This window comes from Mesorhizobium sp. B2-7-2, assembly GCF_006440775.1.
Lineage (GTDB): Bacteria > Pseudomonadota > Alphaproteobacteria > Rhizobiales > Rhizobiaceae > Mesorhizobium.
The window spans coordinates 42,710-69,333 of record NZ_VFTZ01000014.1 but is presented as its reverse complement, the minus strand read 5'-3'; the positions used below and the strand labels follow the sequence as shown (position 1 = coordinate 69,333).

General features: G+C 63.9%; 20 protein-coding genes. 4 read left to right on the top strand and 16 right to left on the bottom strand.

The features are described from left to right. Positions 1 to 105: 105 nt before the first annotated feature. Positions 106 to 1,323, bottom strand: coding sequence for a DUF459 domain-containing protein (locus FJ425_RS19440; protein ID WP_140725470.1), 1,218 nt, complete (start codon positions 1,321 to 1,323; stop codon positions 106 to 108). Positions 1,324 to 1,435: 112 nt separating this feature from the next. Then, entirely contained in the window at positions 1,436 to 2,656 is a 1,221-nt protein-coding gene (locus FJ425_RS19435; protein WP_140541926.1) for a lytic murein transglycosylase, read from the bottom strand. 237 nt (positions 2,657 to 2,893) lie between these two features. Between FJ425_RS19435 and galU the strand changes: the two genes are divergently transcribed. Continuing rightward, complete coding sequence (galU, locus tag FJ425_RS19430) at positions 2,894 to 3,799, top strand: UTP--glucose-1-phosphate uridylyltransferase GalU (RefSeq protein ID WP_140541857.1); 906 nt, start codon at positions 2,894 to 2,896, stop codon at positions 3,797 to 3,799. A gap of 224 nt (positions 3,800 to 4,023) precedes the next feature. Here the strand turns inward: galU and FJ425_RS19425 are convergent, their stop codons facing one another. Next, the gene (locus FJ425_RS19425; protein ID WP_140725467.1) at positions 4,024 to 5,814 is read right to left on the bottom strand and encodes an outer membrane beta-barrel protein; all 1,791 of its coding nucleotides are present in this window, start codon (positions 5,812 to 5,814) and stop codon (positions 4,024 to 4,026) included. Positions 5,815 to 5,973: 159 nt separating this feature from the next. Between FJ425_RS19425 and FJ425_RS19420 the strand changes: the two genes are divergently transcribed. Continuing rightward, the gene (locus FJ425_RS19420; protein ID WP_140541855.1) at positions 5,974 to 6,975 is read left to right on the top strand and encodes a KpsF/GutQ family sugar-phosphate isomerase; all 1,002 of its coding nucleotides are present in this window, start codon (positions 5,974 to 5,976) and stop codon (positions 6,973 to 6,975) included. 157 nt (positions 6,976 to 7,132) lie between these two features. Here the strand turns inward: FJ425_RS19420 and FJ425_RS19415 are convergent, their stop codons facing one another. The 12 genes from FJ425_RS19415 to FJ425_RS19360 all read right to left on the bottom strand — a co-directional run bounded on the left by FJ425_RS19415 (position 7,133) and on the right by FJ425_RS19360 (position 21,613). Beyond that, positions 7,133 to 7,597, bottom strand: coding sequence for an NfeD family protein (locus FJ425_RS19415; RefSeq protein ID WP_095766329.1), 465 nt, complete (start codon positions 7,595 to 7,597; stop codon positions 7,133 to 7,135). Positions 7,598 to 7,617: 20 nt separating this feature from the next. Beyond that, a complete protein-coding gene (locus FJ425_RS19410; protein WP_095766330.1) occupies positions 7,618 to 8,568 on the bottom strand; it encodes an SPFH domain-containing protein in 951 nt (316 codons plus the stop codon). Positions 8,569 to 8,807: 239 nt separating this feature from the next. Next, positions 8,808 to 9,872, bottom strand: coding sequence for a ferrochelatase (hemH, locus tag FJ425_RS19405; RefSeq protein ID WP_140725464.1), 1,065 nt, complete (start codon positions 9,870 to 9,872; stop codon positions 8,808 to 8,810). A gap of 145 nt (positions 9,873 to 10,017) precedes the next feature. Further along, positions 10,018 to 12,153: a 5'-nucleotidase C-terminal domain-containing protein gene (locus FJ425_RS19400; protein ID WP_140725461.1), complete on the bottom strand. Its 2,136-nt coding sequence runs from the start codon at positions 12,151 to 12,153 to the stop codon at positions 10,018 to 10,020. 190 nt (positions 12,154 to 12,343) lie between these two features. Beyond that, on the bottom strand, positions 12,344 to 12,718 hold the full coding sequence (locus FJ425_RS19395) for a hypothetical protein (protein ID WP_140632410.1): 375 nt from the start codon (positions 12,716 to 12,718) through the stop codon (positions 12,344 to 12,346). A 188-nt stretch (positions 12,719 to 12,906) separates the two neighbouring features. Continuing rightward, positions 12,907 to 14,352 carry a homospermidine synthase gene (locus FJ425_RS19390; RefSeq protein WP_140725458.1) on the bottom strand — a complete coding sequence of 482 codons (1,446 nt, stop codon included), beginning with the start codon at positions 14,350 to 14,352 and terminating at the stop codon, positions 12,907 to 12,909. A gap of 131 nt (positions 14,353 to 14,483) precedes the next feature. Continuing rightward, positions 14,484 to 15,440: a DUF3445 domain-containing protein gene (locus tag FJ425_RS19385; protein WP_246677960.1), complete on the bottom strand. Its 957-nt coding sequence runs from the start codon at positions 15,438 to 15,440 to the stop codon at positions 14,484 to 14,486. Between the two features lie 17 nt (positions 15,441 to 15,457). After that, complete coding sequence (locus FJ425_RS19380) at positions 15,458 to 16,120, bottom strand: aminotransferase class IV family protein (RefSeq protein ID WP_140632403.1); 663 nt, start codon at positions 16,118 to 16,120, stop codon at positions 15,458 to 15,460. Then, on the bottom strand, positions 16,069 to 17,214 hold the full coding sequence (locus FJ425_RS19375) for an aminodeoxychorismate synthase component I (protein WP_140632400.1): 1,146 nt from the start codon (positions 17,212 to 17,214) through the stop codon (positions 16,069 to 16,071). The genes FJ425_RS19380 and FJ425_RS19375 overlap by 52 nt, the downstream gene beginning before the upstream one ends. Before the next feature lie 291 nt (positions 17,215 to 17,505). After that, on the bottom strand, positions 17,506 to 18,432 hold the full coding sequence (locus tag FJ425_RS19370; RefSeq protein WP_246677963.1) for an IS110 family transposase: 927 nt from the start codon (positions 18,430 to 18,432) through the stop codon (positions 17,506 to 17,508). 281 nt (positions 18,433 to 18,713) lie between these two features. Continuing rightward, positions 18,714 to 19,418, bottom strand: coding sequence for a proton-conducting membrane transporter (locus FJ425_RS19365; protein WP_140725546.1), 705 nt, complete (start codon positions 19,416 to 19,418; stop codon positions 18,714 to 18,716). Between the two features lie 356 nt (positions 19,419 to 19,774). Further along, entirely contained in the window at positions 19,775 to 21,613 is a 1,839-nt protein-coding gene (locus FJ425_RS19360; protein ID WP_181175975.1) for a M3 family oligoendopeptidase, read from the bottom strand. A 157-nt stretch (positions 21,614 to 21,770) separates the two neighbouring features. On the opposite strand from FJ425_RS19360, the gene FJ425_RS19355 reads away from it, so the two are divergent. After that, positions 21,771 to 23,315: a sigma-54 dependent transcriptional regulator gene (locus tag FJ425_RS19355; protein WP_140725452.1), complete on the top strand. Its 1,545-nt coding sequence runs from the start codon at positions 21,771 to 21,773 to the stop codon at positions 23,313 to 23,315. Positions 23,316 to 23,694: 379 nt separating this feature from the next. Further along, a complete protein-coding gene (locus FJ425_RS19350) occupies positions 23,695 to 25,557 on the top strand; it encodes a DUF882 domain-containing protein (RefSeq protein ID WP_140725449.1) in 1,863 nt (620 codons plus the stop codon). Between the two features lie 82 nt (positions 25,558 to 25,639). Here the strand turns inward: FJ425_RS19350 and FJ425_RS19345 are convergent, their stop codons facing one another. Beyond that, entirely contained in the window at positions 25,640 to 26,533 is an 894-nt protein-coding gene (locus tag FJ425_RS19345; RefSeq protein ID WP_140725446.1) for an AraC family transcriptional regulator, read from the bottom strand. Between the last annotated feature and the right edge of the window lie 91 nt (positions 26,534 to 26,624).

Below are 26,624 nucleotides of genomic sequence, written 5' to 3'. Positions count from 1 at the left end.
AATAGAACAATGCCATTGTTCGGCTTGGCGTGAAATCGCTTTCGCGCAGGACGATCTAACGGCGATCTCTTTAACGGATATCCCGACGAATCCGATGGACGTCGATTAAGGGCTGGCGGGCGTGGGGTCCGACTCGACGGCTGCTGTCGCCGGCTGCGTCTTCGGCGGCCACGAAAAATCGTCGGCGCGGCCGGGCGAGGCGGCGGGCGCCTTGCCTTCGACGATCAGCTTTTCGCCGGGCAGGTTCGGATCGGCCCTGGCCGGCTGCGCGGCGCCGAGCAGCTCGGTGCCGCCGTCCAGCGCCGGGTCGGCGAGCAGCATCGGCGCGGTGCGGTCGACGATGACGGGCGCCGCGGCCGGCTTCGGCGCCTCGACCGGAGCGCCGGCCGGCGCCGACACGGTCGTGACACTTCCCGGCGCCGCAAGGCCCAGGATCTTCGCCAGCGGCTTTTCCGTATAGAAGGCGAGCTTGCGCTTGCCGGCCTTGGTAACGTTGATGCCGTCATCGGAACGCAGCCGAACAGGCTGGCCGTTGATGTCCGGGCCGGAGGTGACGAAAGCGCCGTTCTCGTCGACGAAGCCGTCCCAGACATCGACGAATTCGCCGCCATGCTTTTCGGCGACCGAATGGTAGATGTCGTTGAAGGCAAGCATGTCCGAGTTCATCTTCGACACGCGAAAAGCCGGCATGCCGACCCATAGGAACGGCACCTTAGTGTCCTGGATGGCCTTGCCGAGCGCATCGGCGCGGCGCTCGTATTCCTTGGTCCAGTTCTCCGAGCGGGGCTGCTCGCGCACCTCGCCGACCCGCATCTGCTGGCGGTCATTGGAGCCCAGCATGACGATCACGGCCGACGGCTTCTCGGTCTCGATCAGCGACTTGATCTCGACCGGCCAGTTATAGAAATCGTCGCGAACGAAGCCCGACGACCCGTTGGCGCGGGCGACGATCCTGACGGCGGGATTGTCGGCAAAGGCGGTGTCCAGGCCCTCGGCCAGCCCGCCCGCCAGAAAATCGCCGACCACCAGCACGACACGGGCGTCGTTCGTCTTCTCGACGATCGGCGTTTCCGGCTCGGCCGGCGGGCGCGGCTTGGATTTCTTCTTCGACTTCGGCCTTGATTTCTGGATTTCGAACGGTGGCTCGACGCGTTCGCTGCGGCGCGGGAACAGAAGGTCACGCAACGACCAGCCGCGGCTTTCCTCCTGCGCGAATGCCGGTGCGTGGAAGGCGCCGGCGGCAGTGACGACGAGCACGGCCAGGGCGAGAATCAGGATCGGCGCCCGGCGAATGCCCTGCCTGATACGCGCAACCGAAACCAAACATCTCTCCATCCCTTGGCGCATGACCGGAAGACGTAGGAAAGTCATGCGCAAGCCGAAGCGTTACAGCATCCTTGCCGTCTTTGAGAGGATGCTGGCGCTTCCCCAGGCTCTACTGCTTGCGGAGCCATTTGAGCACTTCCAGGCTCGGATAGCCATCCTGGTTCAAGCCGACCTTGGCCTGGTAGGCCATGATGGCGGCTTTCGAGCCATCGCCGATCTTGCCGTCGAACTTGCCATCATAATAGCCGTGATCTGAAAGCCGCTTCTGCAGTTCCTGCCGTTCCTCGAAGCTGAGCTTGGTGAAAGGCCGCTGCCAGTCCTGCACCAGGCCGGTGCCGCCGGCGATCTCGTCGGCCAGAAGGCCCACGGCCAAAGCGTATTTGTCGGCGTTGTTGTAGGCCTTGATGACAGAGAAATTCCTGATCATCAGGAAGGCGGGTCCACTTCGGCCGTCCGGCACTTTCAACGTCGCCTTGTCGGTCAGGTTCTTGAACGGCTTGCCGCTGGCCCTGACGACGCCGAGCGTCTGCCATTGGGCGATCGTCTTTGCGCCGCCGGGCAATTTGCCGGCTGGTATGGAGACCTCATAGCCCCAGGTCTTGCCGGCCTGCCAGCCGTTCTTCTTGAGCAGATTGGCGGAGGTCGCCAGCGCGTCGGGGATCGAACTCCAGATGTCGCGCTTGCCATTGCCGTCCATGTCGACCGCATAGCGCTGGTAGCTGGTCGGGATGAATTGGGTCTGGCCCATCGCGCCTGCCCAGGAGCCCATCAGATGGCTTTCGTCGATGTCGCCGGTCTGCAGGATCTTCAAGGCCGAGATCAGTTGGGTGCGGGCATATTTCGACCGCTTCGGATCGCCATAGGCAAGCGTCGCCAGCGAGCGGACGACGTTGCGCATGATGTCGTCGCGCTTGAGCGTCTCGCCATAGTTCGATTCCATCGACCAGATGGCCAAAAGGATATTGCGGTCGACACCGAACCGCGCCTCGATGCGATCGAGCCACGGCCTCCATTTCTTCGCCATCGCCTGGCCGTTGGCGACTGCCTGGTCGTGCACGCGGTTATCGAAATAGTCCCAGGCGGGCGCGGTGAATTCCGGCTGGGTGCGGGCCTTTTCCAGCACGACCGGGTCGGGCTCGATGCCTCTCATCGACTGGTCGTAGACCGCGCCCGAAACGCCGCCCGCCACCGCGGTGGCGCGGAAATCCGAGACCCACTGGCGGAATCCGGCATCGGCGAAAGCGGGTCCGGCGGGCATCAGCAAGGCCAGCGTGAGGCCGGCGGCCGTCGCCAGTGCCGTCAGGCGCCTCGCGGTGTTGCGAACGGACATCATTTCCTCCTTCGTCAAATCAGGAAGGATCATTCAACGCCGAACCGGGTTAGCATTTGGTTTACCATAGGTGCCGCAGGGAACGAAAAGAGATGTCGCGGCTTTTAGCTGACACGTTCACTGTTCGCCCTTAATCCGACATTCCGGCGTGAAAATGATTCCGCCGTGAAAATGTTTGGGGGGATTGCGGAGCGTGCTGCCGAGCGGATAATTGGCCGAAACGCAGGGGGTGTCAGCATGAAGCGCGTTCGCAAGGCAGTTTTCCCGGTCGCCGGCCTCGGCACGCGGTTTCTGCCGGCCACCAAGGCCATCCCGAAGGAAATGCTCACTGTCGTCGACCGGCCGGTCATCCAATATGTGGTCGATGAGGCGCGCGAGGCCGGCATCGAGCATTTCATCTTCGTGACCGGGCGCAACAAGGCGGTCATCGAGGATCATTTCGACGTCCAGTTCGAGCTCTATGACACGCTTGCCCAGCGCGGCAAGGACGATCAGCTCGCCCGCCTGCAGCGGCTGCAGCCGGCTCCCGGACAGACGAGCTTCACGCGCCAGCAGGTGCCGATGGGCCTTGGCCACGCCGTCTGGTGCGCCCGCGAGCTGGTCGGCGAGGAGCCGTTCGCCCTGCTTCTGCCGGACATGATCATGCAGTCGGAAAAGAGCTGCATGAAGGACATGGTCGAGCTCTATGCCGAGACCGGCAACAACATCATCGCCGTGCAGGAATGCGATCCGGCCGAGGCGCATAAATACGGCATTGTCGGCCGTGGCGAGGACACGCACCACGGCTTCCGCATCACCGGCATGGTGGAGAAGCCGAAGCAGGGCACCGCGCCCTCCAACCTCTTCATCAACGGCCGCTACATCCTGCAGCCGGAAATCTTCGGCATCCTGGAAAGCCAAGAACGCGGCGCCGGCAACGAGATTCAGCTGACCGACGCGATGCTGAAGCTGGAGAAACAGCAGGCCTTCTACGGCTATCACTACAAGGGGCGCACCTTCGATTGCGGCTCGCCGGAAGGTTTCGTCGAGGCCAATGTCGCCTTCGCGCTCTGGCGCAGCGACATGAACGGAAGCATGGCCGGCGTCATCCGCACGCTGCTGGACGAGGTGCAGCCGGTAGAGCGGCGCGGCGCCGCGTCGTAGCCTATGCCGATATTCAGGTGAGGCCGGTCTGCGAACGGCAGGTTCCTGCGCTTCCGATGCTCACGTACTTTGAGTACGCTCCGCTCCGGCCTTCGCCGGCCGAAGCCTCATAAAGTGTGTCCGCTCTATAAGGGCTTCGGCCGGCGTAGGCCGGTTCTCGGAACCCACCGTTCTCGACTCGGCCTGACCTGAATCTCGGCATAGGCTTGGGCCGTTGCTGCTCTTCAGCGCTGGACCTTCAGGCCGAGATAGACGCTGTTGGTCGTATAGTCTCGGCCAGGCAGGTTGCTGGTCAGCTTCTCCGTCCTCACCCTGGTGGTGACCCCGGCATAGCGGTTCAGCCACCAGGTCAGTCCGGCCTCGGCGCTCAGGATCAAATCGTGGCCGTCGGAGCCGGTGTAATCGCGCCAGTCGAGGCCGAGCGCCGAGTTCGCCGTCAGATTGGCGCGAATCTGGCGCTCCCCGGTCAGACGGCCGGAGTAGAGGATATCGCCGCTCTCATTGGCCGTCGTGGTTGTTTCGACCCTGGTCCTGCCGGTCAGGCCTATAGTGGTGCCGCGCTCGGGCGACCATTTGAGATCGGCATCGATGCTCGGACCCGCTACCGCAGGAAGGCGGTTGTCGTCGATCGCCTCGCGCAGCCAGCCGACGGAAAATTCGCCCGACAGCTTCTCGCCCATGTCGAGCTCGAGGCCGGCGCGCGCGCCAAGCCTGGTCGAGGATCGCTCGAAGCCGTCGGTGTCGACGCGCAGGTCATAGAGGCGCCGCCCGGCCTCGACTTCCGTGAACGGCGTCAGCGCCGGCGAAATCTCGTAGCCGGTGCGCAAGGTCGCGGTATAGAGCGTGGAGTCGCGATCCTTCTGCGAAACGGTGGTGCCGTCGGAGAGCTCGGCATCGCCGTAGAAATCATGCGAGACCGCGCCGGTCAGCGCGTAGCGCATCTTGCCGACACTCTTTTCGAGACCGAGGCTGCCGTCGACGGTCTGGCGCAGCGGCTGTTGGGTGACACCGGCGATCGCGTCCGGCGAGGAGGCCGATTCGGGCGCGGCTTCATAGCCCAGCTTGGCGATGGCGCGCAGCTCGTTGTCGAGGTCGACATTGAGCTGGCCCTCGATACGGCCCTGCGCATCGTTGATCTTCTGGCCAGAGACGGTGTTGCGGAACTGGCCGTAGCCGGTGATCAAAGCCGAATTCTCGCGCCAGTCGGAGGTCGCGGTGAAGCGCAGCGCCGTCTCGGACAGAACCGCCGATTTGCCGGTGCTGCTGGAATCGGCATTGGAGGTCGCGGTGAAGCCCTGCTCGAGCGTCGGCCGCAAGAGAAAGGTGCCGACCTTGACGCCCGGCGCGGCGAAGGGATCATCCTCCGGCTTGACTTTCAGGCCTTCGATGGAGGCGGTGCGTTCCTGACCGGGGTCCAGCTTCTGCTTGTCGACGCTGTCGATGGTAACGGCACGGCGGTTGCTGCCGTCCTCATCGCCGGTGGCGGTGGCGTCGGTCCGGCTGACTGTGCCGGCGGTCGCGGCGGTGGTCGTGCTGTCCGTCGTTTCGCCGGTTTTCTTCTTGGGCTTTTTCTTGTCGGCGGTCTTGGTGCCGGCCTTGGTGTCGCGGGCGCGCTGATTCGCGGTCGAGGGCCGGCGGCGTTTTACCGGGGCCTTCGTGTCGGCCAATGGATCGTCCGTTGCCTGCGGCTGGTCGAAGATGCTGTCCGTCGCGCCCGCCGTCTGATCGTCATCGGGAACGGCGCCGGGGCTTGACGGCTGGTAGGTCGTCGATGCCGCATCCTGGACGGCAGCGGCGGTCGGGGTCTGACCCTGCGATCCCTGCGCCCGCAACTGCCTGGCCTTGCGCTGCTGGTCGGCGAGTATGGCCGATTCGGAGACTTCGCCGCGCAGCTCGGTTTCCTGCGAGAATGCCGGCGCGGGATGCAGCAAGGCAAGCGCGATTGCCGTCAGCAGCAGTGCTGCAACGGCAATGCCCTTCCGACCGATTTTCGTTTCAGGCTGGCCCCCGGACATCGTCACCACTGCTTGCGCGGCGCGGTTGCGCCATACTTACCGAACCGTAAATGCGGATGGTTAACGGAGGGTTGAGAGAGCCGCCTCAGAGCTCCCCAATCGGAGGTTGAAGGCAATTCCGTTGGACAGGGGCGCGGCAAAGCGCTAATCGCTTGCTCCATGCATGCGGGGTCCCCAGAAAGAAAGCAGCCGGACAGGCAGGCCGCGATCGAATCGGCGCTGAGAACGGTGGCCACGGAGCAGACCGGCGTGGCGGCCCTGGCCGCCGCGCTCGCAAACGGGCTGACCGAGCCTTTTGCCGCTGCGATCGACCTGATCTCGCGGATCGAGGGCCGCGTCATCGTCACCGGCGTCGGCAAGAGCGGCCATATCGGCGCCAAGATCGCCGCGACGCTTGCCTCGACCGGCACGCCAGCCTTTTTCGTCCATCCGGCCGAGGCCAATCACGGCGATCTCGGCATGATCGCCAAGGACGACGCCATAATCGCCATGTCCTGGTCGGGCGAAAGCAAGGAATTGATGGGCATCGTCGCCTATTCGAGGCGTTTTTCCATCCCGCTGATCGCCATTACTTCCGGCGAGAGCTCGGCGCTGGCGCGTGCGGCCGATGTGGTTTTGCTGCTGCCGGTCGTGCCCGAGGCTTGTCCGCACGGGCTGGCGCCGACGACATCGACGCTTCTCCAACTGGTACTGGGCGACGCGTTGGCCATCGCTCTGCTCGAAGCGCGGGGCTTCACGCCTGATCACTTCCGAACCTTGCACCCCGGGGGGCAGCTTGGCGCCAACCTAACCCTGGTGTCGGAGATCATGCGGACCGGCGATCAGGTGCCGCTCGCCCTGCTCGGCACCAAGATGCCGGAAGCGGTGATGACGCTGTCGCAGAAGAAAGTCGGGTGCGTCTGCATCGTCGATGCGAACGGCAAACTGGTCGGGATCGTGACCGACGGCGACGTTGCACGCAATCTGCATCGCAATCTGGCCGACGTGACCGTCGATGAGGTCATGACCCGCACGCCCAAGACGATCGATCCGCAGACGCTCGCCGGGACGGCGATCGCCATGCTCAACGAGCACAATATCGGCGCGCTGGTCGTGACCAAAGACAAAATGCCGGTGGGCGTGGTTCACTTCCACGACCTGCTGCGCATTGGCGCAGCGTAGAGCGGTTCGCCATTTCACGGAAACGGCGAACCGCTCTATCTTTTTGTTTTTACGCAATTCCGAACGGAAAACCGCTTCACACTTTTCCTGGAATTGCTCTAGCCACGCACTTTTCCTGGAATTGCCTTAGTCTCAGCCCGTCCGATACTGTCTCGGTTCAGGCCGCCTCGACCGTCAGCTCCAGGTCGGTGTCGGCGGCGCCGACAACGCGCACTTGCGTGCCAGCAGGCAGGTCAGGACCGGAAACGCGCCACAGCGTGTCGCCGAGCTTGATGCGGCCGCGGCCGTCCTTGATGGGCTCGGCCAGCGTCGCCAGCTTGCCCACCATCTGCGCGCCGCGGCGGTTGAGCAGCGGCTGGTCGGCATCGTCGTGGCGGCCGGCCATCAGTTTTTTGCCGACGAAAGCCGAGATCAGCGACAGGATCAGGAACGCCAGCACCTGCACCTGCCAGGTCCAGAAAGCGGCGTCCCATATCGCCAGCGACACGGCGCCGACGATGAGCGCGGCGATGCCGATCCACAGCATGAAGACGCCCGGCGCGACGATCTCCATCACCAGGAGCACGAAGCCCAGAACCATCCAGTTCCACGGGCCGAGTTCGGAAACGATACGGTCGAACATGGGAGCAGCCTCCTATGATCTCAGTTTTCGTTCGGCCGAACCAGCGGCGGGCGTGCGGCCTGCCGCTGCGCGCCGGCCGTACCTTCACTCCTGAAAACTTCCTTGGCGATCTCGCCAATGCCGCCGAGCGTGCCGATCAGCGACGAGGCTTCCAGCGGCATCAGCACCACCTTGCTGTTCGTGGCCGAGCCGATCCTGGTCAGCGCCTCGGTGTATTTCTGGGCGATGAAGTAGTTGAGCGCCTGGACGTCGCCCTTGGCGATGGCTTCCGACACGACCTGCGTCGCCTTGGCCTCCGCTTCGGCCGAGCGCTCGCGCGCCTCGGCGTCGCGGAAGGCTGCTTCCCTGCGGCCCTCGGCCTCGAGGATCTGCGACTGCTTGAGGCCTTCGGCGGCCAGGATCTGGGCGCGCTTGTTGCGCTCGGCCGTCATCTGGCGGCCCATTGATTCGATGAGATTGGCCGGCGGATTGATGTCCTTGATCTCGACGCGCGTGATCTTGATGCCCCACGGATGCGCCGCCTCATCGACGACGCGCAACAGGCGCTCGTTGATGGCGTCGCGGTTGGACAGCAATTCATCGAGGTCCATCGAGCCCATGACGGTACGGATATTGGTCATGGTCAGGTTGAGAATGGCGTTCTGCAGCCCGGCCACCTGATAAGCGGCCTGCGCGGCATTGAGGATCTGGTAGAAGGCGATGCCGTCGACACCAACGATGGCGTTGTCGCGAGTGATGATCTCCTGCGTCGGCACGTCGAGCACCTGCTCCATCATGTTCATCTTGGCGCCGACGCGCTCGAAGATGGGGTTGATGATGTTCAGGCCAGGCGTCAGCGTCTTGGTGTACCGGCCGAAGCGTTCCACCGTGTAATTATAACCTTGCGGCACCGTCTTGATGCCTTTGAAAAGAAGGATGATGACCAGGAAGACAAGAACAATGATGGCAATATCGAAACCGCTGAAGCCCATTTCGTTTCTCCCTCAAAAGGCGGCGACCTCACGGAATCACTTAAGTGTGTTTCCGCAGCGTTACAATCAGGTGATCGGGAATATTGGTTAGCGAAGGCTTTTGCGCACCGATTTCTAGCTAAAGCGCGTCGCGCTGAAAGGGGTTCCGTCGACGCGCTTCAAGTCTTTGTCTTGATGCATGTCGTTGTCCCAGAACCGCTGCACACTTCTGGGCGACATGCATTAGCCGGTGAAACCAGTCATACCCAGCCGCAAAGCTCGCGCCGCGCCAGCGCTTCGATGACCGCCATGCCCTCGGCGCTGTCGTTGAGGCAGGGGATATGCGCGAAATTCTCGCCGCCGGCGTGATGGAAGGTTTCGGCCGCCTCGCGGCCGATCTCGTCCAGCGTCTCGATGCAGTCGACGGAGAAACCGGGATTGACGACGGCGATCGATTTCACGCCGTCCTTAGCCAGTTGCTCGACGGTGACATCGGTGTAAGGCTGCAGCCATTCCTGCGCGCCGAAACGCGACTGGAAGGTGGCGATGAGCTTGTTCTCGTCCCAGCCGAGCCTTGCCCGCAGCAGCCGCGTGGTCTCCAGGCAATGCGCCCCGTAGGGATCGCCCTTGTCGGAATAGGGCTTGGGGATGCCGTGATAGGAGGCGATCACCACCTCCGGCACGAAGTCGAGGGTCGCCAGGTGCTGCTCGATCGAACGCGCTAGCGCGTCGATATAGACCGGTTCGCCATAATAGGGCGGCACGCTGCGGATCGCCGGCGCGCGCCTGATCTTCATCAGCGCGCGGAACAGCTGGTCGTTGGCGGTCGCCGTCGTCGTCGCCGAATATTGCGGATAGAGCGGAAAGGTGAGGATGCGGTCGCAGCCTTGGTCGACGAGTTTCTGAGTGACGCTTGCCGTCGAGGGATTGCCGTAGCGCATCGCCCAGTCGACCACCACATCGGGCAGGTCGGTAAGTGCGGCGGCCAGCTTTTGACCTTGAGCGCGGGTGAAAGTGCGCAGCGGCGACTCGTTCATCTCCCGGTTCCAGATACGGGCATAGTTGGCGCCGGATTTTTTCGGCCGGGTCGTCAGCACCAGTCCATACAGGATCGGATACCAGATCGCCTTGTTGAGCTCGATGACGCGCGGATCGGAGAGGAATTCGCGCAGGTAGCGCCACATCGGCCTGAAGTCCGTGCCGTCGGGCGTGCCGAGATTGACCAGCATCACGCCGATCTTGCCCGGCCTTACCGGCGCGGCACGCGCCGACGGCAGGCCGACGGCCTTTGCGGCTTTGGCATCGGTGGGGTTGGCAAGAGTCATCAACAATCTCCGGTAGCGCCGCGGAACCTAGCGATGCCCTGCCGGTTTTCAATGCTGCGTCTGGCCGCACCTTATCGCGTCAGGGCTTCAAAAAGGAACACCCGCCCGGTTGCCCGGACGGGCGCGATCAGTCCCGGACCAGGCGTTACTTCGCGGCAGGCGGAATGGTCAGCGTCGCGCCGAGCGGCAGGCGACGCGGCTTATAATCTTTGTTGGCTTCGGAGATCAGCTTCCACTTGGTTGCGTCGCCATAGGCTTTTTTGGCCAGGTCCCAATAGGTATCGCCGGCGGCGATGGTGTGGCTGGTCTCGGCCGGTTTCGCTTCGGCCTGTGTTGCCTGCGCCGGCTTGACCGGCTCGGCTGCGGGAGCAGGCGTTGCCGGGGCGGTCTCGGCGGGCTTTGCCGGTTCTGCGGCCGGCGCCGCGGGCGCGGTCTCGGCCGGCTTCGCGGTCTCGGTGGGCGCGGCCGGAGCGGTTTCAGTAGAAACGGCCGGCGGCGTGCCGGCAATGTCGCTGGAACCGGAAGGCGGAGCCGGCATGGCGGGTTCGCCGCTTGCCGGCGACGTCTCGGCTGGTTTTGCTGCCCCGTTCGCGGGCGCCTGGGTGGCGGGAGCGGTCTCGGCAGGCTTCGCCGGTTCCGCGGGCTTGGCCGGCTCGGCCGCCGCCGCCGTTGCCGCAAGCTCGGTGATGCGGCCATCGAGTTTCGGCGTGTAGGGGCGGTGGGCGCCGAGATAGTCGGCCACGACCTGCTCCAGGCCGGGGCCGTAGTCATAGGCGTCGCTCGCCTTGTCGGCGAAAACCTTGTAGCCGTCGCCGCCCTGGCGGACGTAGTTGTTGGTGGCGACGAGGTACTGCTTGTCCGGGCTGATCGGCGTCCAGGCGCCGTTCTCCATCACCTCGACCGATTTGACGCGGCCGGCATTGGGCGCGACGGATCTGTCGAAGGAATATTTGATGCCGGCAACCTGCGGGAAGCGGCCGGCGCCGTCCTCGATCTGGCTGAGGCCGTTTTCAAGGCCCGCAACCAGGTCCTTGCCCGAGATCTTGAAAGTAGCCAGCGTGTTCTGGAATGGCAGCACGGTCAGCACCTCGCCCATGGTCACCGTGCCCTGGTCGATCGAGGCGCGCAGACCGCCGCCATTGGAGATGACGATTTCGACGCCCTGGCCCTTGGTGCGCTCGAGAATGGCGTCGGAGACGAGATTGCCCATCTCGCATTCGCGCGCGCGGCAATTCTCGCGGCTGCCGTCGATGGCCTTGGTGGTCTCGGCCACCTCCTTGTTCTTCAGCGCCTCGATCGGCGCGCCGAGTTCCTTGATGCGGGCAAGAACGGCGGGATCGGGGGTGATCGACTTGTCGAGATAGATCGGCGCGCCGCTTGCCTCCTTGACGACGCCGTTGTCGTCGAACACGACCTTGAACTCACCGAGATATTTCGAATAGGACGCCGCCTGCACCACCGGCACCTTGTAACCGTCGGGGTTGTCGACCATCGTCGGGTACGGTCCCTCGGCCTTCGGATCGGTGTTCGACAGAAGAGTGTGGCTGTGACCGCCGACCACCACGTCGACACCCGGGATTTTCGCTATGACGTCGCGCTCGCGCCTGTAGCCGATATGGGTGACCGCGATGATCTTGTTGATGCCTTGCGCCTTGAGCTTCTCGACCTCGCCGGTGATCGACTTGACGTCGTCCGTAATGGCGATGTTCGGGCCGGGCGAGGCGAGTTCGGGCGTGTCGTTGGTGACGGCGCCGACGATGCCGATCTTCTGGCCGCCGATCTCGAGGACGATCGAAGGCTTGATCTTGTCCTTGGCGCCGGACTTGTCATTGGGCACGACATTGGCGCTGACGATCGGGAATTTCGCCTTGTCGAGATAGGGAACCAGCGCGGTCTCGCCGTCGTCGAACTCATGATTGCCGAGCGTTACCGCGTCGGGCTTGATCTGATTGAGGAATTCCTCTTCCACGGCACCCTTGTAGGTGGTGTAGAACAGCGATCCCTGGAAACTGTCGCCGGCATTGAGCAGCAGCAGGTTCTGGCCTTCGAGCTTCTTGCGTTCCTCAGCGATCGCCGTGACCAGCCTGCCGGCGCCGCCGATGCATTCGCCCTTGGTCTCCTCGTCGGCGGAGCAGGTCGACTCGTATTTGTTGTTGCCTTCGATGCGGCTGTGCCAATCGTTGAAATGCAGGATGTTCAGCGTGTAGTCGGCAAAAGACACGCCCGCCGACAGGCCGAGCGCCGAGGCCGACAGGGCTAGGATCGCGGCAATCTTCTTCATCTTCGTCTCCCGGATATGCTGACTTCGAATATGCTTAATGCCCTCGCTTGACTGGAAAATAACAGTCAGCTCCGGTCATGTTCACATCGGGTTCCGGTCGATGCAAGCACAAATCAGGGAGATGTTTGCCGGCACAAAAAAGGACGGCGGCTTGCGCCGCCGGCCCTGTCAGCTGAAGATTTGCGAACTCTCAAGCCCGGCGCGTCAGCACGAAATTCTGGCCGCTGGCGCTGGTGCAGTTGAGTTGGCTGGTGGAGATCATCAGGCAGTTGAAGCTGACCGGCGTCTGGCGGATCAGCGAGGTGCCGTGGATCTCGACCGAGGTCGCTCCGGTCATGGTGTAGCTGCCTTCCGACAGCTTCTGGCCGGTATCGGTGGCGACGGTGGTGAAGCTGCCGGCCGCGAAGGTCGACAGGCCGGTGCCCTTGGCGTCGATCCAGTTGCCCTCGACGCCCTTCGGCGCTGCCATCGAGGGCTGGTCCGCGGGGCCGGTGGTGGTGCAGGCGGCCGCAGCCAGAAGGCTTGCCGCGGCGCCTGCTGAAAGCAGTTTGCGCGCAATGGTCATTTTGAAAATCCTCTCCTCAGTCCGCCGATACTCAATCGCCCGATTTCCGGGCGATTGCAAGGCGGCGAAGGAGAGCGTCTCCACCGCTTCACGGAAACGGCGAGCCGCTCTATCCCCTTGTTTTCACGCAAATGCGGACGGAAAACCGTTTCACACTTTTGCTCGAATTGCTCCGGCAGGTCCGGCTGCTATCGGACCAGGATGTTGCGGAACTGCCACGGGTCGTCCTTGTCCAGGTCCTCCGGGAAGAGGCCCGGCCGATTGTCCAACGGCGTCCAGTCGGTGTAATAGCCCCTGACCGGGCCGAGATAGGGCGACTGCACGTCGAGGCAACGCCGGTAATTCATCTCGTCGGCTTCTACGATACCGGCAGTGGGGTTCTCCAGCGCCCAGACCATGCCGGCGAGCACCGCCGAGGTGACCTGCAGGCCGGTGGCGTTCTGGTAGGGGGCGAGCTTGCGCGCCTCGGCTAGCGACAGCTGCGAGCCATACCAATAGGCGTTCTTGTCGTGGCCGTAGAGCAGCACGCCGAGCTCGTCGACGCCGTCGACCAGCTCGTTCTCGTCGAGCACGTGGTGGATCGGCTGCGGCTTGCCGGCGGCGCCGAACATCTCGTCCAGCGACAGCAAGGCGTCGTTGCAGGGGTGGTAGGCGTAGTGGCAGGTCGGGCGATATTGGACCTTGCCCTTCTTCGAGCGCACGGTGAAGAAGTCGGCGATCGAGATCGACTCATTATGCGTCACCAGCAGGCCGTATTGCGGGCCGGGCGTCGGGCACCAGCTGCGCACGCGCGTGTTGGCGCCGGGCTGTTCCAGAAAGATTGCCGCCTTGGAGCCGTGCTTGTGCTTCTTGCCGTTCTTCGGCATCCAGTTTTCATGCGTGCCCCAGCCGAGCTCGGCCGGCTGCAGGCCCTCCGAGATAAAACCTTCGACTGACCAGGTGTTCCAGAACACGTTCATCGGCTTCGGCTTCTTGGTGCGCTGGGTGTCGCGCTCGGCGATATGGATGCCCTTGACGCCGGCCTTCTTCATCAGCCTGGCCCAGGCCTCGCGGTCTTCCTGCGCGGGCTCCGAAAAGTCGAGACCAAGATCGGTGGCGAGGTTGACCAGCGCCTTCTTGACGAACCACGAGACCATGCCGGGATTGGCGCCGCAGGTGGAGACCGCCGTCGGGCCGCCCGGCTTATCCTGCTTTTCCTTGATCATCGCCTCGCGCAGCGCATAGTTGGTGCGGCTGGCATTGTCGGCCTCGGCGTCGAAATAGAAGCCGAGCCACGGCTCGACGACAGTGTCGATGTAGAGCACGCCGAGCTTGCGGCACAATTTCATCAGGTCAACCGAGCCGGTGTCGACCGACAGGTTGACGCAAAAGCCTTGGCCGCCGCCATTGGTCAGAAGCGGCGTCAGCAGCTTCTTGTAATTCTTCTCGGTCACCGCGTCCTGCATGAAGGCGATGCCGCGCTCGTCGAGCAGCTTGCGGTCGGTGTCGCGCGGGTCGATGACCGTCATGCGCGACTTGTCGAACTTGAAATGGCGCTCGATCAGCGGCAGCGTTCCCCGTCCGATCGAGCCGAAGCCGATCATCACGACAGGGCCGGTGATTTCACCGTAAACGGGCCAGTTTTCGTTCGCCATTTTTTCGCACACTCCTTCAAACACGCGCAAAACCGGGGCCTTTTGCCCGACGGCCAAGCGCTACACCACAGATCATTGTCATAAACCAGCGAAAAGCACCAATCGCCGGCCAGGCCAGGCTGGCACCTTGGTTAAGGCGTGCAGGCCATGCCGCTGAGGAATTCGACCAGCCGGTCCCGGTCCGCGGTCAGGCCCTTATAGTCAAGTTGTTGCTGGTCGAGGGCCAGGAGCTGCTCCGCGAAGGAGACGGCGAGGGCTGCCCGGTCAGGATGGCGGATGAGCAGCTTGAGCGGATCGAGATGAATGCGGATGGTGAAGAGGATGTCGCGCGACAAGGGAAGCTTGCGCAGCGTCTGGCGTTCGACGCGGATGAAGGCGCGGGCGTCGACGTCGCCGTCGGCGAAGCGGCTCGGGCGATTCGTGGCGCGGTCGGTGCGCTCGACATTGGAGAGCGGATGATAGAGCGCATCGCCGGCCTGGATCGACCAGTTGAAGCGCTCGACCGCCTGGCCCTGCAGGCCGTCGAACATACGGTTGATGAGCTCGGCCGGCCGCGTGCCGGGTCCGAATCCAGGCACCGGCTCGTGGATCTCCTGCAGCGGCTTGCCGAATTTCTCCTGCAGTGACCAGGACGAAGGGAAGCAGAGCGAGCCGGCGGCGAGCCGCCAGCCGCGCTCGTCGCGACGCATCAGGATCAGATCTTCCTGGACGAGCAGCGAAGTCTTAGCCAGCGGCGCCTCGCGCAGGGCAGGAGGCAGCCTGTCGCTTGCCGTCTCGAAACCGATCGGCTCGACGTCCACTCCGCTGCGGCGGTGCGTGCCGGGATGCGCGGCTTCGAGATGCGCGACGAGCAGGTCCAGCACTTCGCGCTGAGCGTCCCGGGTGCCGTCTTCCTCGACAAAGACCTTTTCCGGGATTTCCGTGTAAAGCCGTTGCTTCTCGGCCAGATGCGGCAGCAGCAATTCATCGACCTCGATCCAGCGGTCGAAGTCGAGCGGCTTCAGCCCGATAGTGAAGAGCTTCGAGGACCCGTCATAGGGCGTGTGGATCGGGTGGCGAACGGTCATGCCTGTTTGGGTGCTATCCATTTATGTCTCCGGCGCGGTCAGCCAAGCCGCGCCGGGATCAGCCCGCGCAGCGAGTTGCCGACGAAGATCGCCTTCGCCGCCTTCAGGTCGTCGAAGCTGTAGATCGCTTCCACGGCGCGGCCTTCGTCCAGAAGCGCGCCGCGCAATATTCCAGGCAAAAGGCCGCAATCGAGGCGGGGCGTGGCAAGCGGGCCGTCGCCGAAGTCGGCGAAGAGATTGGTGATCGTGCCCTCGCAGAGCTCGCCGCGCTCGTTGGCCAAAAGCACTTCGTCGGCGCGGGTGGCGAGATATTCGGCGCGCGCCTGCGTGTAGACCTGGCGCAGGCTTGTCTTGTGGCGCAGCAGCATGTTGGCCGAATCGATCCGTGTTCGCGCCAGCTGTAGCCGCCAGACCTTGTCGGCGGGCACCGGTTCATAGACTTGAGCCGCGACCGTCGCTTCGCCATTGCGCTGCAAGGCAAGGCGCACGCGCAAGGCAAGCTTGTTCCCGCCGACGGTGTTCGAAATCACTTCACCGATCCGTTCAGGATCGCAGACGAAGCCGAGTTCGGCGGCGGACGCATAAAGCCTCGCAAGGTGGCGCTCGAAGCGCAGGAAGCCCGAGCCAGGCTCCCAGCGCATGGTCTCGATCAGCTCGAAGCCGGCACCGTTCCCGTCGCGAAGCGGGCTTTCAACAGACACTCACGATACTCCTCCTCGGCGGTCGAATCGAAGACGACGCCGCCGCCGACATTGTAGACGGCCTCGCCGTCGGCAAAGAGCGAGATGGTGCGGATCGCCACCGAAAAACGCATCCTGCCGTCCGGCGCGATCCAGCCGATGGCGCCGCAATAGACGTCTCGCGGTGCGTCTTCCAGGTCGTGCAGGATTTCCATGGCGCGGATCTTCGGCGCACCGGTGATCGAGCCGCAGGGAAAGAGCGCGGCGAAGACCTGGCGGATGCCGATGTCGGGCAAAAGCCGCGCCCGCACGCGGCTGACCATCTGGTGCACCGTCGGATAGGTCTCGATGCGGAACAATTCCGGCACGTCGAGCGTGCCGACTTCGCTGATCAGCGAGATGTCGTTGCGCAAAAGGTCGACGATCATCCGGTTCTCGGCCTGGTTCTTCTCGTCGTTGCGCAGGAAGGCCTTCAGCCGTGCGTCCTCGGCCTTGGTCGCGCCGCGTGGCGCGGTGCCCTTCATCGGGTGCGTCTCTATCATGCCGTCGGCATCGATTTCGAAGAACAGTTCTGGCGAGCGCGACAGGACGATCGGGTCGCCGAGCGAGACCAGCGCGCCGTATTTCACCGGCTGGCGTTCCGTCAGCGCGTCGAAGGCCGCAAGCGGATCGCCGGACCACTGCGCACGGACCGGGAAGGTGAGGTTGCCCTGGTAGCAATCGCCCTTGCGGATGTGGTTGTGGAGGCGCGCGAAGCGGCTTGCATAGTCGTCGGCGGACCAGGCTGCGCGGGCATCGAAGATCGGGCCGTTGCTTGCTGACGCCCGTGACTGCGGGATCTCCTGCTCGTCCGGCGCATCGAAGACGCCAAGACAGACCAACGGCGCGCGGCGGCCTTCAGGCAGCAGCGGCACCAGTTTCGGCTCGAGCAGGTAACCTGCTTCGTAGGAGAGATAGCCCGCCAGCCATTTGCCGGAGTCGGAGGCGGCCTGGGCCCTTTCAAGCGCAGGCCCGAACTCTTCAGCCTCGTGCGCGACGATGATCTCATCCGGCCGATCGAAGACCAGCTGACGAGCGGTCGCGTCGTTGCGGAAAATGGCTGCGGGCAGGGACATGAGCCTCGGATGCGGACAAAAGCGCCGTCGACCGCTCTATATGGGGGCTCACCGAGGCGCAATCGAGAGAGCGGCGTCGAGCGGCGCAAAGGCGTCCCGTTGGCGCCGAAGCTTTTCGGTAACCGATTTTGCAGGATTGGCGAAACGCCCGAACTTCGTCATCCACGGGCGGAGCGGAAGCGAAGCGGACGCGCAGACCCGAGGATCCATTCCGCGACTTTAACCGTGGGTGCTGCGGAGCAGAATTCTGCAGCGTGGCAACGCCTCGACTTCACGGAATGGCAACTGTGTTCACGCGAATGCGGTTTTGTCGCGAACGATAGCGTTGAGGACGACCAGGAGCTTCCTGGCGACAGCGATGATGGCGAGTTTCTTGGACCCTGATCGGGTGGCAAGTGCGGTGTAGAAGGTCTTGAAGCGCTCACAGGTTCGAATGGCAGTGAGGGCTGCCATGTAGAGGGCGCGGCGCACGCGTGATCGCCCGCCCTGGATCTGGCTCCTGCGGCTGAGCTTGCCGCTCTTGTTGTCGAACGGGGCAAGGCCGACGAGCGCGGCGATCGCCTTGGGAGAGCGCTTGCCGAGCTCGGGCAGGAGCGCCAGCAGCGAGAATGCGCCGACCTTGGAGACACCGGGCACGGAGACCATGAGCGTGTAATCGCGGGCGGTGTCCTCGGCTTGACGAATGATGTCGGCGATCTGGCCCTCGAGCGCCTTGATGCGAGCATCGAGGCTGCCGATCAGGTCTTTGAGGCTGGTGATGACGATCGCCTCGAAAGCCTCGCTGAGTTGCGTCTTCAGCGTTGCCCGCATCTCGACCAGTTGATCGCGGTGACCGGTAAGCGACTGAAGCTGTTCACCTTCTTCGCGTGGCGCCGGCTCGGCGTCAGGCTGATAGCGGCGGCCGTAGTCGCTCAGCATCCTGGCATCGAGAGGATCGGTCTTGGCGCGCCGTCTGGTCGACTTCGAATAGTGGTGGGTGTGCGCCGGGTTGTGCCGCGAGAATGGCACGCCGGCCTTGGCCAGCGCATGGCGCAGCAGCCGGTCATGGACGCCTGTCGCCTCCATGACGACGAAGTCGCGGCTGGGATCAAGGCCCGCCACATAGGCCGCGATCGTGTCGGCCTGGTTGTCGATGCGTCGAAGACGGCCGCTTGTCTCATCAAAAAAGTCCAGCCACTGCTTGGAGATGTCGCAGCCGACATAGTTCTGGGCTATCATATCCACGCCTCTTCCTGTGGTGCGGGGTCTGGTTTGAGACAGCCCCGTGCAACTGTTCAGGTTGATGGTTCACCGGTGGGAAGGGACCGGGCCATTCCACGGCCTGTCCGAAAGGACGACCAAGATCCACTCGGTCTCCTTCCCACTTCAACCATACACCGGAATCAACACACAGGATCCTATGGTCTGCGCTGCGTCGCTTCGCTCCTTGCTACGCCATAGGATGACGAAGTGGCGGTGTCTCTGGCCAATCGACGGCGTTTGCCATGCCGGCTCGATGTTCAGGTGTTATTTGCGGTTCCAGCTGTTGGGAACTGCCTGGCAAACTCCGCTTCATCGCCGGCGGCGAGAAGCTTGGCCTGCTCGATCCATTTTTCGCGCTCGATGCGGCCGTCGAAATTGAGCACCTCCTCGATGCGTTTGACGTCGGCGGCGGTCCAGGCGGCGATCTGGGCGTAGGTGGTGACGCCCTGGCCTTTGAGCAGCCTTTCATTGACCGGACCTATGCCGATGAGGCGTCGCAGATTGTCTGCCTTGCCGGACTTGGCCTGCGGCGCTGCCGCCTTCTTTGCCGCGGGCGCTGCCGCCTTCTTCGGCGCGGCGGCCTTGGCCGCCGGCTTCGGTGCCGCCGCAGTCTTCGTTGCGGCCGGCTTCTTTGCAGCGGCGGGCTTTGTGGGCCCGGCCTTTGCCGCCGCCGATGTCGTCGACATCAGCGCCGCCGGGGCCGGTGTGGCGGCCTTGTCGGCGCCGGCCTTGGCGGAAGGCGTATCGCGCAGCCGGCTTTCGAGATCGGCGCGGGCACGGCCGCTGGCGTCGAGCTCGCCCTTCAATCGATCGCTATCGGCGCGCAGCCTGTCGCGCTCGCTTCGCGTGCGGTCGAGATCGCCACGCAGGCTGTCTAGCTCGCCGCGCAGGCGGCCCCAGATAAACCAGCCGACCAGGACACCCACAACGAACGCCAGGAGCATGTAGAAGAAAGTGCTCATTTCCCTCTCCAGTCCGATCTGTCGGCTGAGGCCCGGAAAGACGAGCTCACGCCAGGGATCGTCAAAGGTTCCGTGGTCGGCGCAATCGCCGGGCTTCAATCGAGCCATCGGCGTTTGGCCTTGTCCGAAGCCGACGGCCGTCATCGCATTCGCCGTGGCGGCGCGATCGGCCATCTCTGGCCTGCGCGATGCGTCCGGCTGAGCTTGAGGCCGGACGCTATCATATGGCTTGTCGAAAGCTAGTTGAAAAATGCGCCGGAGAGTTATTCAAGAACAGCTATTTAGGGTAAGAATAGATCCTGCTAATATGCGTTCCGGCTAAACTATTACGGTCGATGCCTGCGCCGTTGCTGTCGTCAATTGTCGAGCGTCTCCAATTCGTCGATCAGCGAACCGATCACGCCAAGGCCGATCTGCCAGAAAGCGGGATCGGTGGCGTCGAGGCCGAAGGGTGCCAGAAGCTCGGAATGATGCTTCGTGCCGCCGGCGCGCAGCATCTCGAAATACTTGTCCTGAAATCCGCGCTCGGCATTCTGGTAGACGGCGTAGAGCGAATTCACCAGGCAATCGCCGAAGGCATACGCATAGACGTAGAAAGGCGAGTGGATGAAATGCGGGATGTAGGTCCAGAAGACCTCGTAGCCCTCGCGCAGCTTGATCGCCGGCCCCAAGCTCTCGGCCTGCACCTCCAGCCAGAATTCGCCGAGCCTGTCCGAGGTCAGCTCGCCGTTCTTGCGCTCGGCATGCACCTTGCGCTCGAACTCGTAGAAGGCGATCTGGCGCACGACGGTGTTGATCATGTCCTCGACCTTCTGGGCGAGCATGGCCTTGCGCTCGCGGCGGTCAGCGGTCTGCTCGAGCAGTGAACGGAAGGTCAGCATCTCGCCGAAGACGGAGGCGGTCTCGGCCAGCGTCAGCGGCGTCGAAGCCATCAACGCGCCCTGGCCGGCGGCCAGGACCTGGTGCACGCCATGGCCGAGCTCATGCGCCAGCGTCATCACATCGCGCGGCTTGCCCATGTAGTTCAGCAGCACATAAGGATGCGCCGACGGCACCGTCGGATGCGCGAAGGCGCCGGGCGACTTGCCCGGCCGCACCGGCGCGTCGATCCATCTGCGATCGAAAAAGCCGCGGGCGATTTCGGCCATGTCGGGCGAGAAGCGCTGATAGGCGGAAAGCACTGTGTCCCTTGCGTCGTCCCAGCGGATCACGGCCTGCGGCGTCTCCGGCAGCGGCGCGTTGCGGTCCCAGTGGTTCATCACTTCCATGCCGAGCCAGCGCGCCTTCATCGCGTAGTAGCGATGCGACAGCCGCGGATAGGCCTCGCGCACGGCCTCGGCTAGCGCGTCGACGACGTCGCGCTCGACGCGGTTGGCGAGGTGGCGCGAGTCGGCGATGTCCTGGAAGCCGCGCCAGCGGTCGGAGATTTCCTTGTCCTTGGCTAAGGTGTTGGTGATGAGGGTGAAGGTGCGCAGGTTCTTGCGGAAGGTCGCCGCGAGCGCCTCGGAAGCACGGCGGCGCACCTCGCCATTGGCATCCTGCAATCGGTTCAGCGCCGGCTCGAGCGTCAGCTCCTCGCCGTCGACGTCGAAGCGCAGGTCGGTCATCGTCTCGTCGAACAGGCGGTTCCAGGCGCCGCGCCCGGTGACCGACTTTTCGTGGAACAACTGCTCGACGCGATCCTCGAGCTGGTAGGGCTTGTCCTTCCTGAGGTCGAGCACCCAGGGCCGGTAGTGGCCGAAGGCCTTGTCGGCGGCCAAAGCGTTCTCGATCGCCGCATCGTCGATCAGGTTCAGCTCGAGCGCGAAGAACAGGAGATGGGCGCTGGCGTCCGTCATCTTTTCCTGGACATCGCCATAGAGCTTGGCGCGCTGCGGATCGGCGGTGTTGCCGGCATAGACGAGGCCGGCATAGGAGACGATGCGGCCGATCAGCTCCTCGAGCGCCTCATAGGTTTTCAGCGCCTCGCCGAGCCGGCCGGCGCCGCCGCGCCCGGCCTCGGTGGCCAAAGTGCCCTTCCAGCGGGCTTCGAAGGCGATGGCGTCGCTGGCCGCCTTGGCGATGTCGCGCTTCAACTCGGGCGCTTCCATGCCCGAATAGAGATCGGCGAGATTCCACTCCGGCAGGTCGCCAAGCTCCGCCGCGCCCTGGCCGGACGCTGGGGCCGCAAGCCGCCGACCAAACATCATGCGCATCGACGATACCTTCTTTGAGCCAAGAGCCAGAATCAAAGGGAAAGGAGAAGCCGGTCAAATCCTAAGGAATTCGTTCACCGGGTTTTTTGAAACCTTATTTAGAACCCTGTGCCAAGATGATCCATGGGATTTTCTCGGGCGGACAACTCAAACAGTCATGACAGGTTCCATACTCATAGTCGATGACGATCCGGTACAGCGCAGGCTGGTCGAGGCCGCGTTGACCAAGTTCGGCCACACCGCGATCGTCACGGACAGCGGCGCCGCCGGCCTCGACGTGCTCGACGGGCCGAACGCGCGCGAGGTCTCCGTCGTCATTCTCGATCTCGTCATGCCCGGTCTCGACGGCATCGGCGTGCTGAGGGCGATGCGCGAGCGCGCCATCAACATTCCCGTCATCGTGCAGACCGCCCAGGGAGGCATCGAAACCGTCGTCTCGGCGATGCGGCACGGCGCCTTCGACTTCGTCGTCAAGCCGGCGTCGCCCGACAGGCTGCAGACCGCGATCTCCAACGCGCTCAAGGTAGAAGCCGTCGAGGACGAGATGAAGCGTGTGTCGCGGCGGCGCGGCGGCGGGCATCTCACCTTCAAGGACATGATCACGCGCAGCCCGGCAATGGACCGTGTGATACGCCTCGGGCAAAAGGCGGCGGCCTCCAACATCCCGATCCTGATCGAAGGCGAATCCGGCGTCGGCAAGGAACTGGTGGCGCGCGCCATCCAAGGCAGCGGCGACCGCCGCTCAAAGCCCTTCGTCACGGTCAATTGCGGCGCTATCCCCGACAATCTGGTCGAATCGATCCTGTTCGGCCATGAGAAGGGCTCGTTCACCGGTGCCACTGACAAGCACACCGGCAAATTCGTCGAGGCGCATTCGGGCACGCTGTTCCTCGATGAGATCGGCGACTTGCCGCTCGACGTCCAGGTCAAGCTTTTGCGCGCCGTGCAGGAAGGCGAGGTCGATCCTGTCGGCGGCCGCTCGACCGTCAAGGTCGACATAAGGCTGATCTCGGCCACGCACCGCAACCTTCTGCAGCAGGTCAAGGACGGCAAGTTCCGCGAGGACCTGTTCTACCGGCTGAACGTCTACCCGATCTTCGTGCCGCCGCTGCGCGACCGCCGCGACGACATTCCCTACCTGGTCCGGCATTTCATGGAAAAGGTCGCTCCGACCGATCCGCGCCGCCGCCTTGCCGGCATATCTGCCACGGCGCTTGCGATGCTCCAGGCCTATGACTGGCCGGGCAACATCCGCCAGCTGGAGAATGCGGTCTTCCGCGCGTCGGTGCTTGCCGAGGGCGATGTGCTGACCGAGGAGGAATTCCCGCAGATCCGGGCGCAAGTGGAAGGAACGGTCAATCTCGGAGCGGAACCGGCATCCGCCATCGCAGATACGGTTGCGGATGCGACCCTGCATGGGGATGAGGTTGCCGACACGACGGGACCTGCTTTGTCCGACGGCGGGGCGCCAGCCAGGCCGCAGCCGCGTTTCGGAACGCTCCGTGCGCTCGATGAGCGCGGCAATGTGCGGGCGCTGGCCGACGTCGAGCTCGAGATGATCAAGCTTGCGATCGACCATTACAACGGCCAGATGAGCGAAGTCGCCCGGCGGTTGGGCATCGGCCGCTCGACGCTCTACCGCAAGTTGAAGGAATATGGCATTGATCCCGAAGCTGGTCGCGTCGACCGGCTTGCCTCGTGACAGGCAAGGCTCGAACCAGCTTGCCTGCCTAAAATCCGAGTCAAATTGTCGCTTTTGACCTGAAAACGCTTGGTTTTCAGCGGTTGGCGTTGCCGAGGATCACGCATTAACGCTAACGGTAACAGATCGTGTTCTGAGCGAGGCCGGATTGTTGATATAAACCAGCGGTTTACCACGAAATGCTGTGCATCATTTTTGACGGGATATCGCCACGGTGTTACCGCATTTCGGCTTCAATAAACGATGATTAACCATTAGGATCGATATTCGGATGTGAAAACCACGCATCCGTTTGGTCAAATCCGGGGACAAACGGCAGCCTGCAAGGCCTTTTGATTTGAACGAAGTCGAACGACATAAAAACGGGCGGCATTTTCACATGAGCGTCTGGCCGAGGTGGCTGACGTTCGTGATTTTGGCCGTCGGTTTTCTGTCCGCGGCGACATCGGGCGCCCGGGCCGAGGTTCGTACGCTCAAGCTTTATCACCTGCACACCCACGAGAAGGCCGAGATCGTCTACAAGCGCAATGGCCGCTACGATCCCGAAGGCCTGCGCAAGATCAACATCATCCTGCGCGACTGGCGCCGCAACGAGCCGACCAAAATGGACCCGCGGCTGCTCGACCTCGTCTGGGAAGCCTATCGCGAAAGCGGCGCGACCGACTATATCCAGGTCGTCTGCGGCTATCGCTCGCCGTCGACCAACGCGCTGTTGCGCTCGCGCAGCCGCGGCGTCGCCGAGAAGAGCCAGCACATGCTGGGCAAGGCGATGGATTTCTACATCCCCGGCGTGCCGTTGAAGAAACTGCGCAACATCGGCCTTAAGATGCAGGGCGGCGGCGTTGGCTATTACCCGACTTCCGGTTCGCCCTTCGTGCATATGGATGTCGGCAACGTGCGCCATTGGCCGGGCATCAGCCGCCAGGAACTGGTCAGCCTGTTCCCCAACGGCAAGACGCTGCATGTGCCGAGTGACGGACGCCCGCTGCCCGGCTATGAGCAAGCGGTGGCAGCGTACCAGGCCCGCAAGGGAGCCGGCACCCCGAACATCGAACTGGCCAGCGCCGGCGGCTCGACCAAGCGCTCCGGCGGCCTGCTTGCGGCCTTGTTCGGCGGCGGTGCCGACGAGGCCGACGACGCCGCCGACGAAAGTGCCCCGGCGCCGCAGCGGAAAGCCGTGAAGCAGGTTCAGGTCGCGAGCGCCGCCACGGCACGCGACAGCAATCTTCCGGGCATCGCGATTGTCTCGCCGAAGGATGCCAAGCGCGCCAGCATCCCGCAGATCGCGGATGACAGCGCCGACGAGCAGCAGCAGCCGCAGCAGGATACGCCGGAGACGATCATCGCCGCCCTGCCGCCCAAGGAAATCCCGTTGCCCGACTTCGCGCCGCGTCCGAAGGTCGATGTCGGCCAGCAGACGCCGCAGAACGTGCCGTTCGCCATGGCGGATGCCTCGGCGACGACCGAGCAGGCGGTTTCGACGGCGCAGGCGCCCGTGCCCGGCAAGGTTCCGTTCGGCACGGCCAGTGCCGCTGAGGCCGCGAGCGCCGACCCGGCGCAGGTAGCGGTCAACAACATCCCGCTGCCGACTTGGCGTCCCGACCGCTCGACGCTGGCCGAACTGGTGCCGAAGGACAAGAACGTGCTTCTGGCGCTGGCCGAAACCGCTTCGCAGGACAAGAGCGCGACCGACGCGTTCTCCGTGCTGCCGACCGCGCGGCCGCAGCCCGGCAAGCAGGACGAGATCAAAGCCGTTCTCGAACAGGCCAATGCCACCGTCGGGGCCGATGGCGTCGGCGGCGCCGAATACCAGCTTGCGTCGCTGACCGAGCCGGAGCCGCGCTCCGCGTTCAACGATCCGTCGGGCGTCGATGCGGCCTCGCCGCGCCAGGCCATTGCCGCGCTCCCGGCCGGGAGCGATCCGGCGCAGGCGATTGGCGCCGGCGTGAAGACGACGGCCAAGGAAGCCAGGGCGTCTGCCCACGATCTGAAGCCCGGGCCCAAGGCCATGGTGGTGGCGACGCCGCCGCAAGCCGCGCGCTGGGCGTTAGGCAGCGGCGTCAACATTGCCGCGGTATCCGACCCGACGACAGCGCCGCGCTATGCCTACAACATCGTGCATACGCCGCCGAGCGAAGTGTATACGGCCGGCTTCCAGGCGGATGGCGGAGTGCCGGACGCAAGCCGGTTCACGGGCAACGCGGTGAAGTTCCTCTCGGTCGCGCGCTTCCAGACGAAATAGGCGAGCCCGCCAGACCCAACGCGGCCACTGATTGCATCCAGGTCCTATTCCCGGTCGGTGCAAGCCGGCCGGGTTTTTATGCTCAGTCGACTTCCAGCGCAGCCGCTTCGCCCTTGGCCAGAAGTCGCGCGGCGTCGCGCGCGGGCGGCAATCCAAACTGACGCGCATATTCGCGGCTGAACTGGGAGGCGCTTTCGTATCCGACGGTGAACGCGACATGCGCCGCGCTGCCCGGTCGGGCGATCAGCAGATGGCGCGCCTCCAATAGACGAAGCTGCTTCTGATACTGGATCGGGCTCATCGCCGTCGCCGCCTTAAAATGGCGATGAAAGGCGGCATTGCTCATATGCGACAGCTCGGCCAATTGCGTCACATCGATCGGCTCGTTGTAATGCGCCCGGATCCAGGCCGTGGCGCGGCGGATCTGCGAAAGGCGGCCGTCGGTGCGCGCGAGCTGGCGCAGCTTTTCGCCCTGCGGGCCTTGCAAAAGCCGGAACGCGATCTCGCGTTCGAGCATCGGCGCCAGAACAGGAATCTCGCCCGGCCTGTCGAGCAGCCGCAGCATCCGGCGCCACGCATCGAGCAGCAAGTCGTCGACATGATTGGTCACGAAGCTATCGCCATCGATCGCCGGCTTGTGCTCGATGAGCAGGCCGGCGATCAGCTCGGTATTGAGTGACAATGCGACGGCCATGTAAGGCTGCGCGACGCTCGCCTCGATGAGCTGACTGGTGGCGGGTGTCTCGACCGCGTAGACGAAATAGCTGCCGGCGCCGTAGGCAAGCGTGCGGTCGCCGATCAGCACCGTTTTGGTTCCCTGCAGGACAAAGAGCGTGGTCGGCTGACAGAGCTCGGGCAGCGGCGGCGTCGGGACTTCGCTGCAGCCGATCGTTACGCGCGGGATAGCGGTCTTCGTCCGCCGTCCGCGCGCATGGCGGCCGGCGATCACGATCAATTCGTGCAGCGCTTCGTTCATCGTTGCAGCATGTGCGATCCATGCAGGCCGCGCAACCATGTGACGCGGCACCTGGTGACGCGAAGACGCGCACCTGGTGACGCGAAGACGC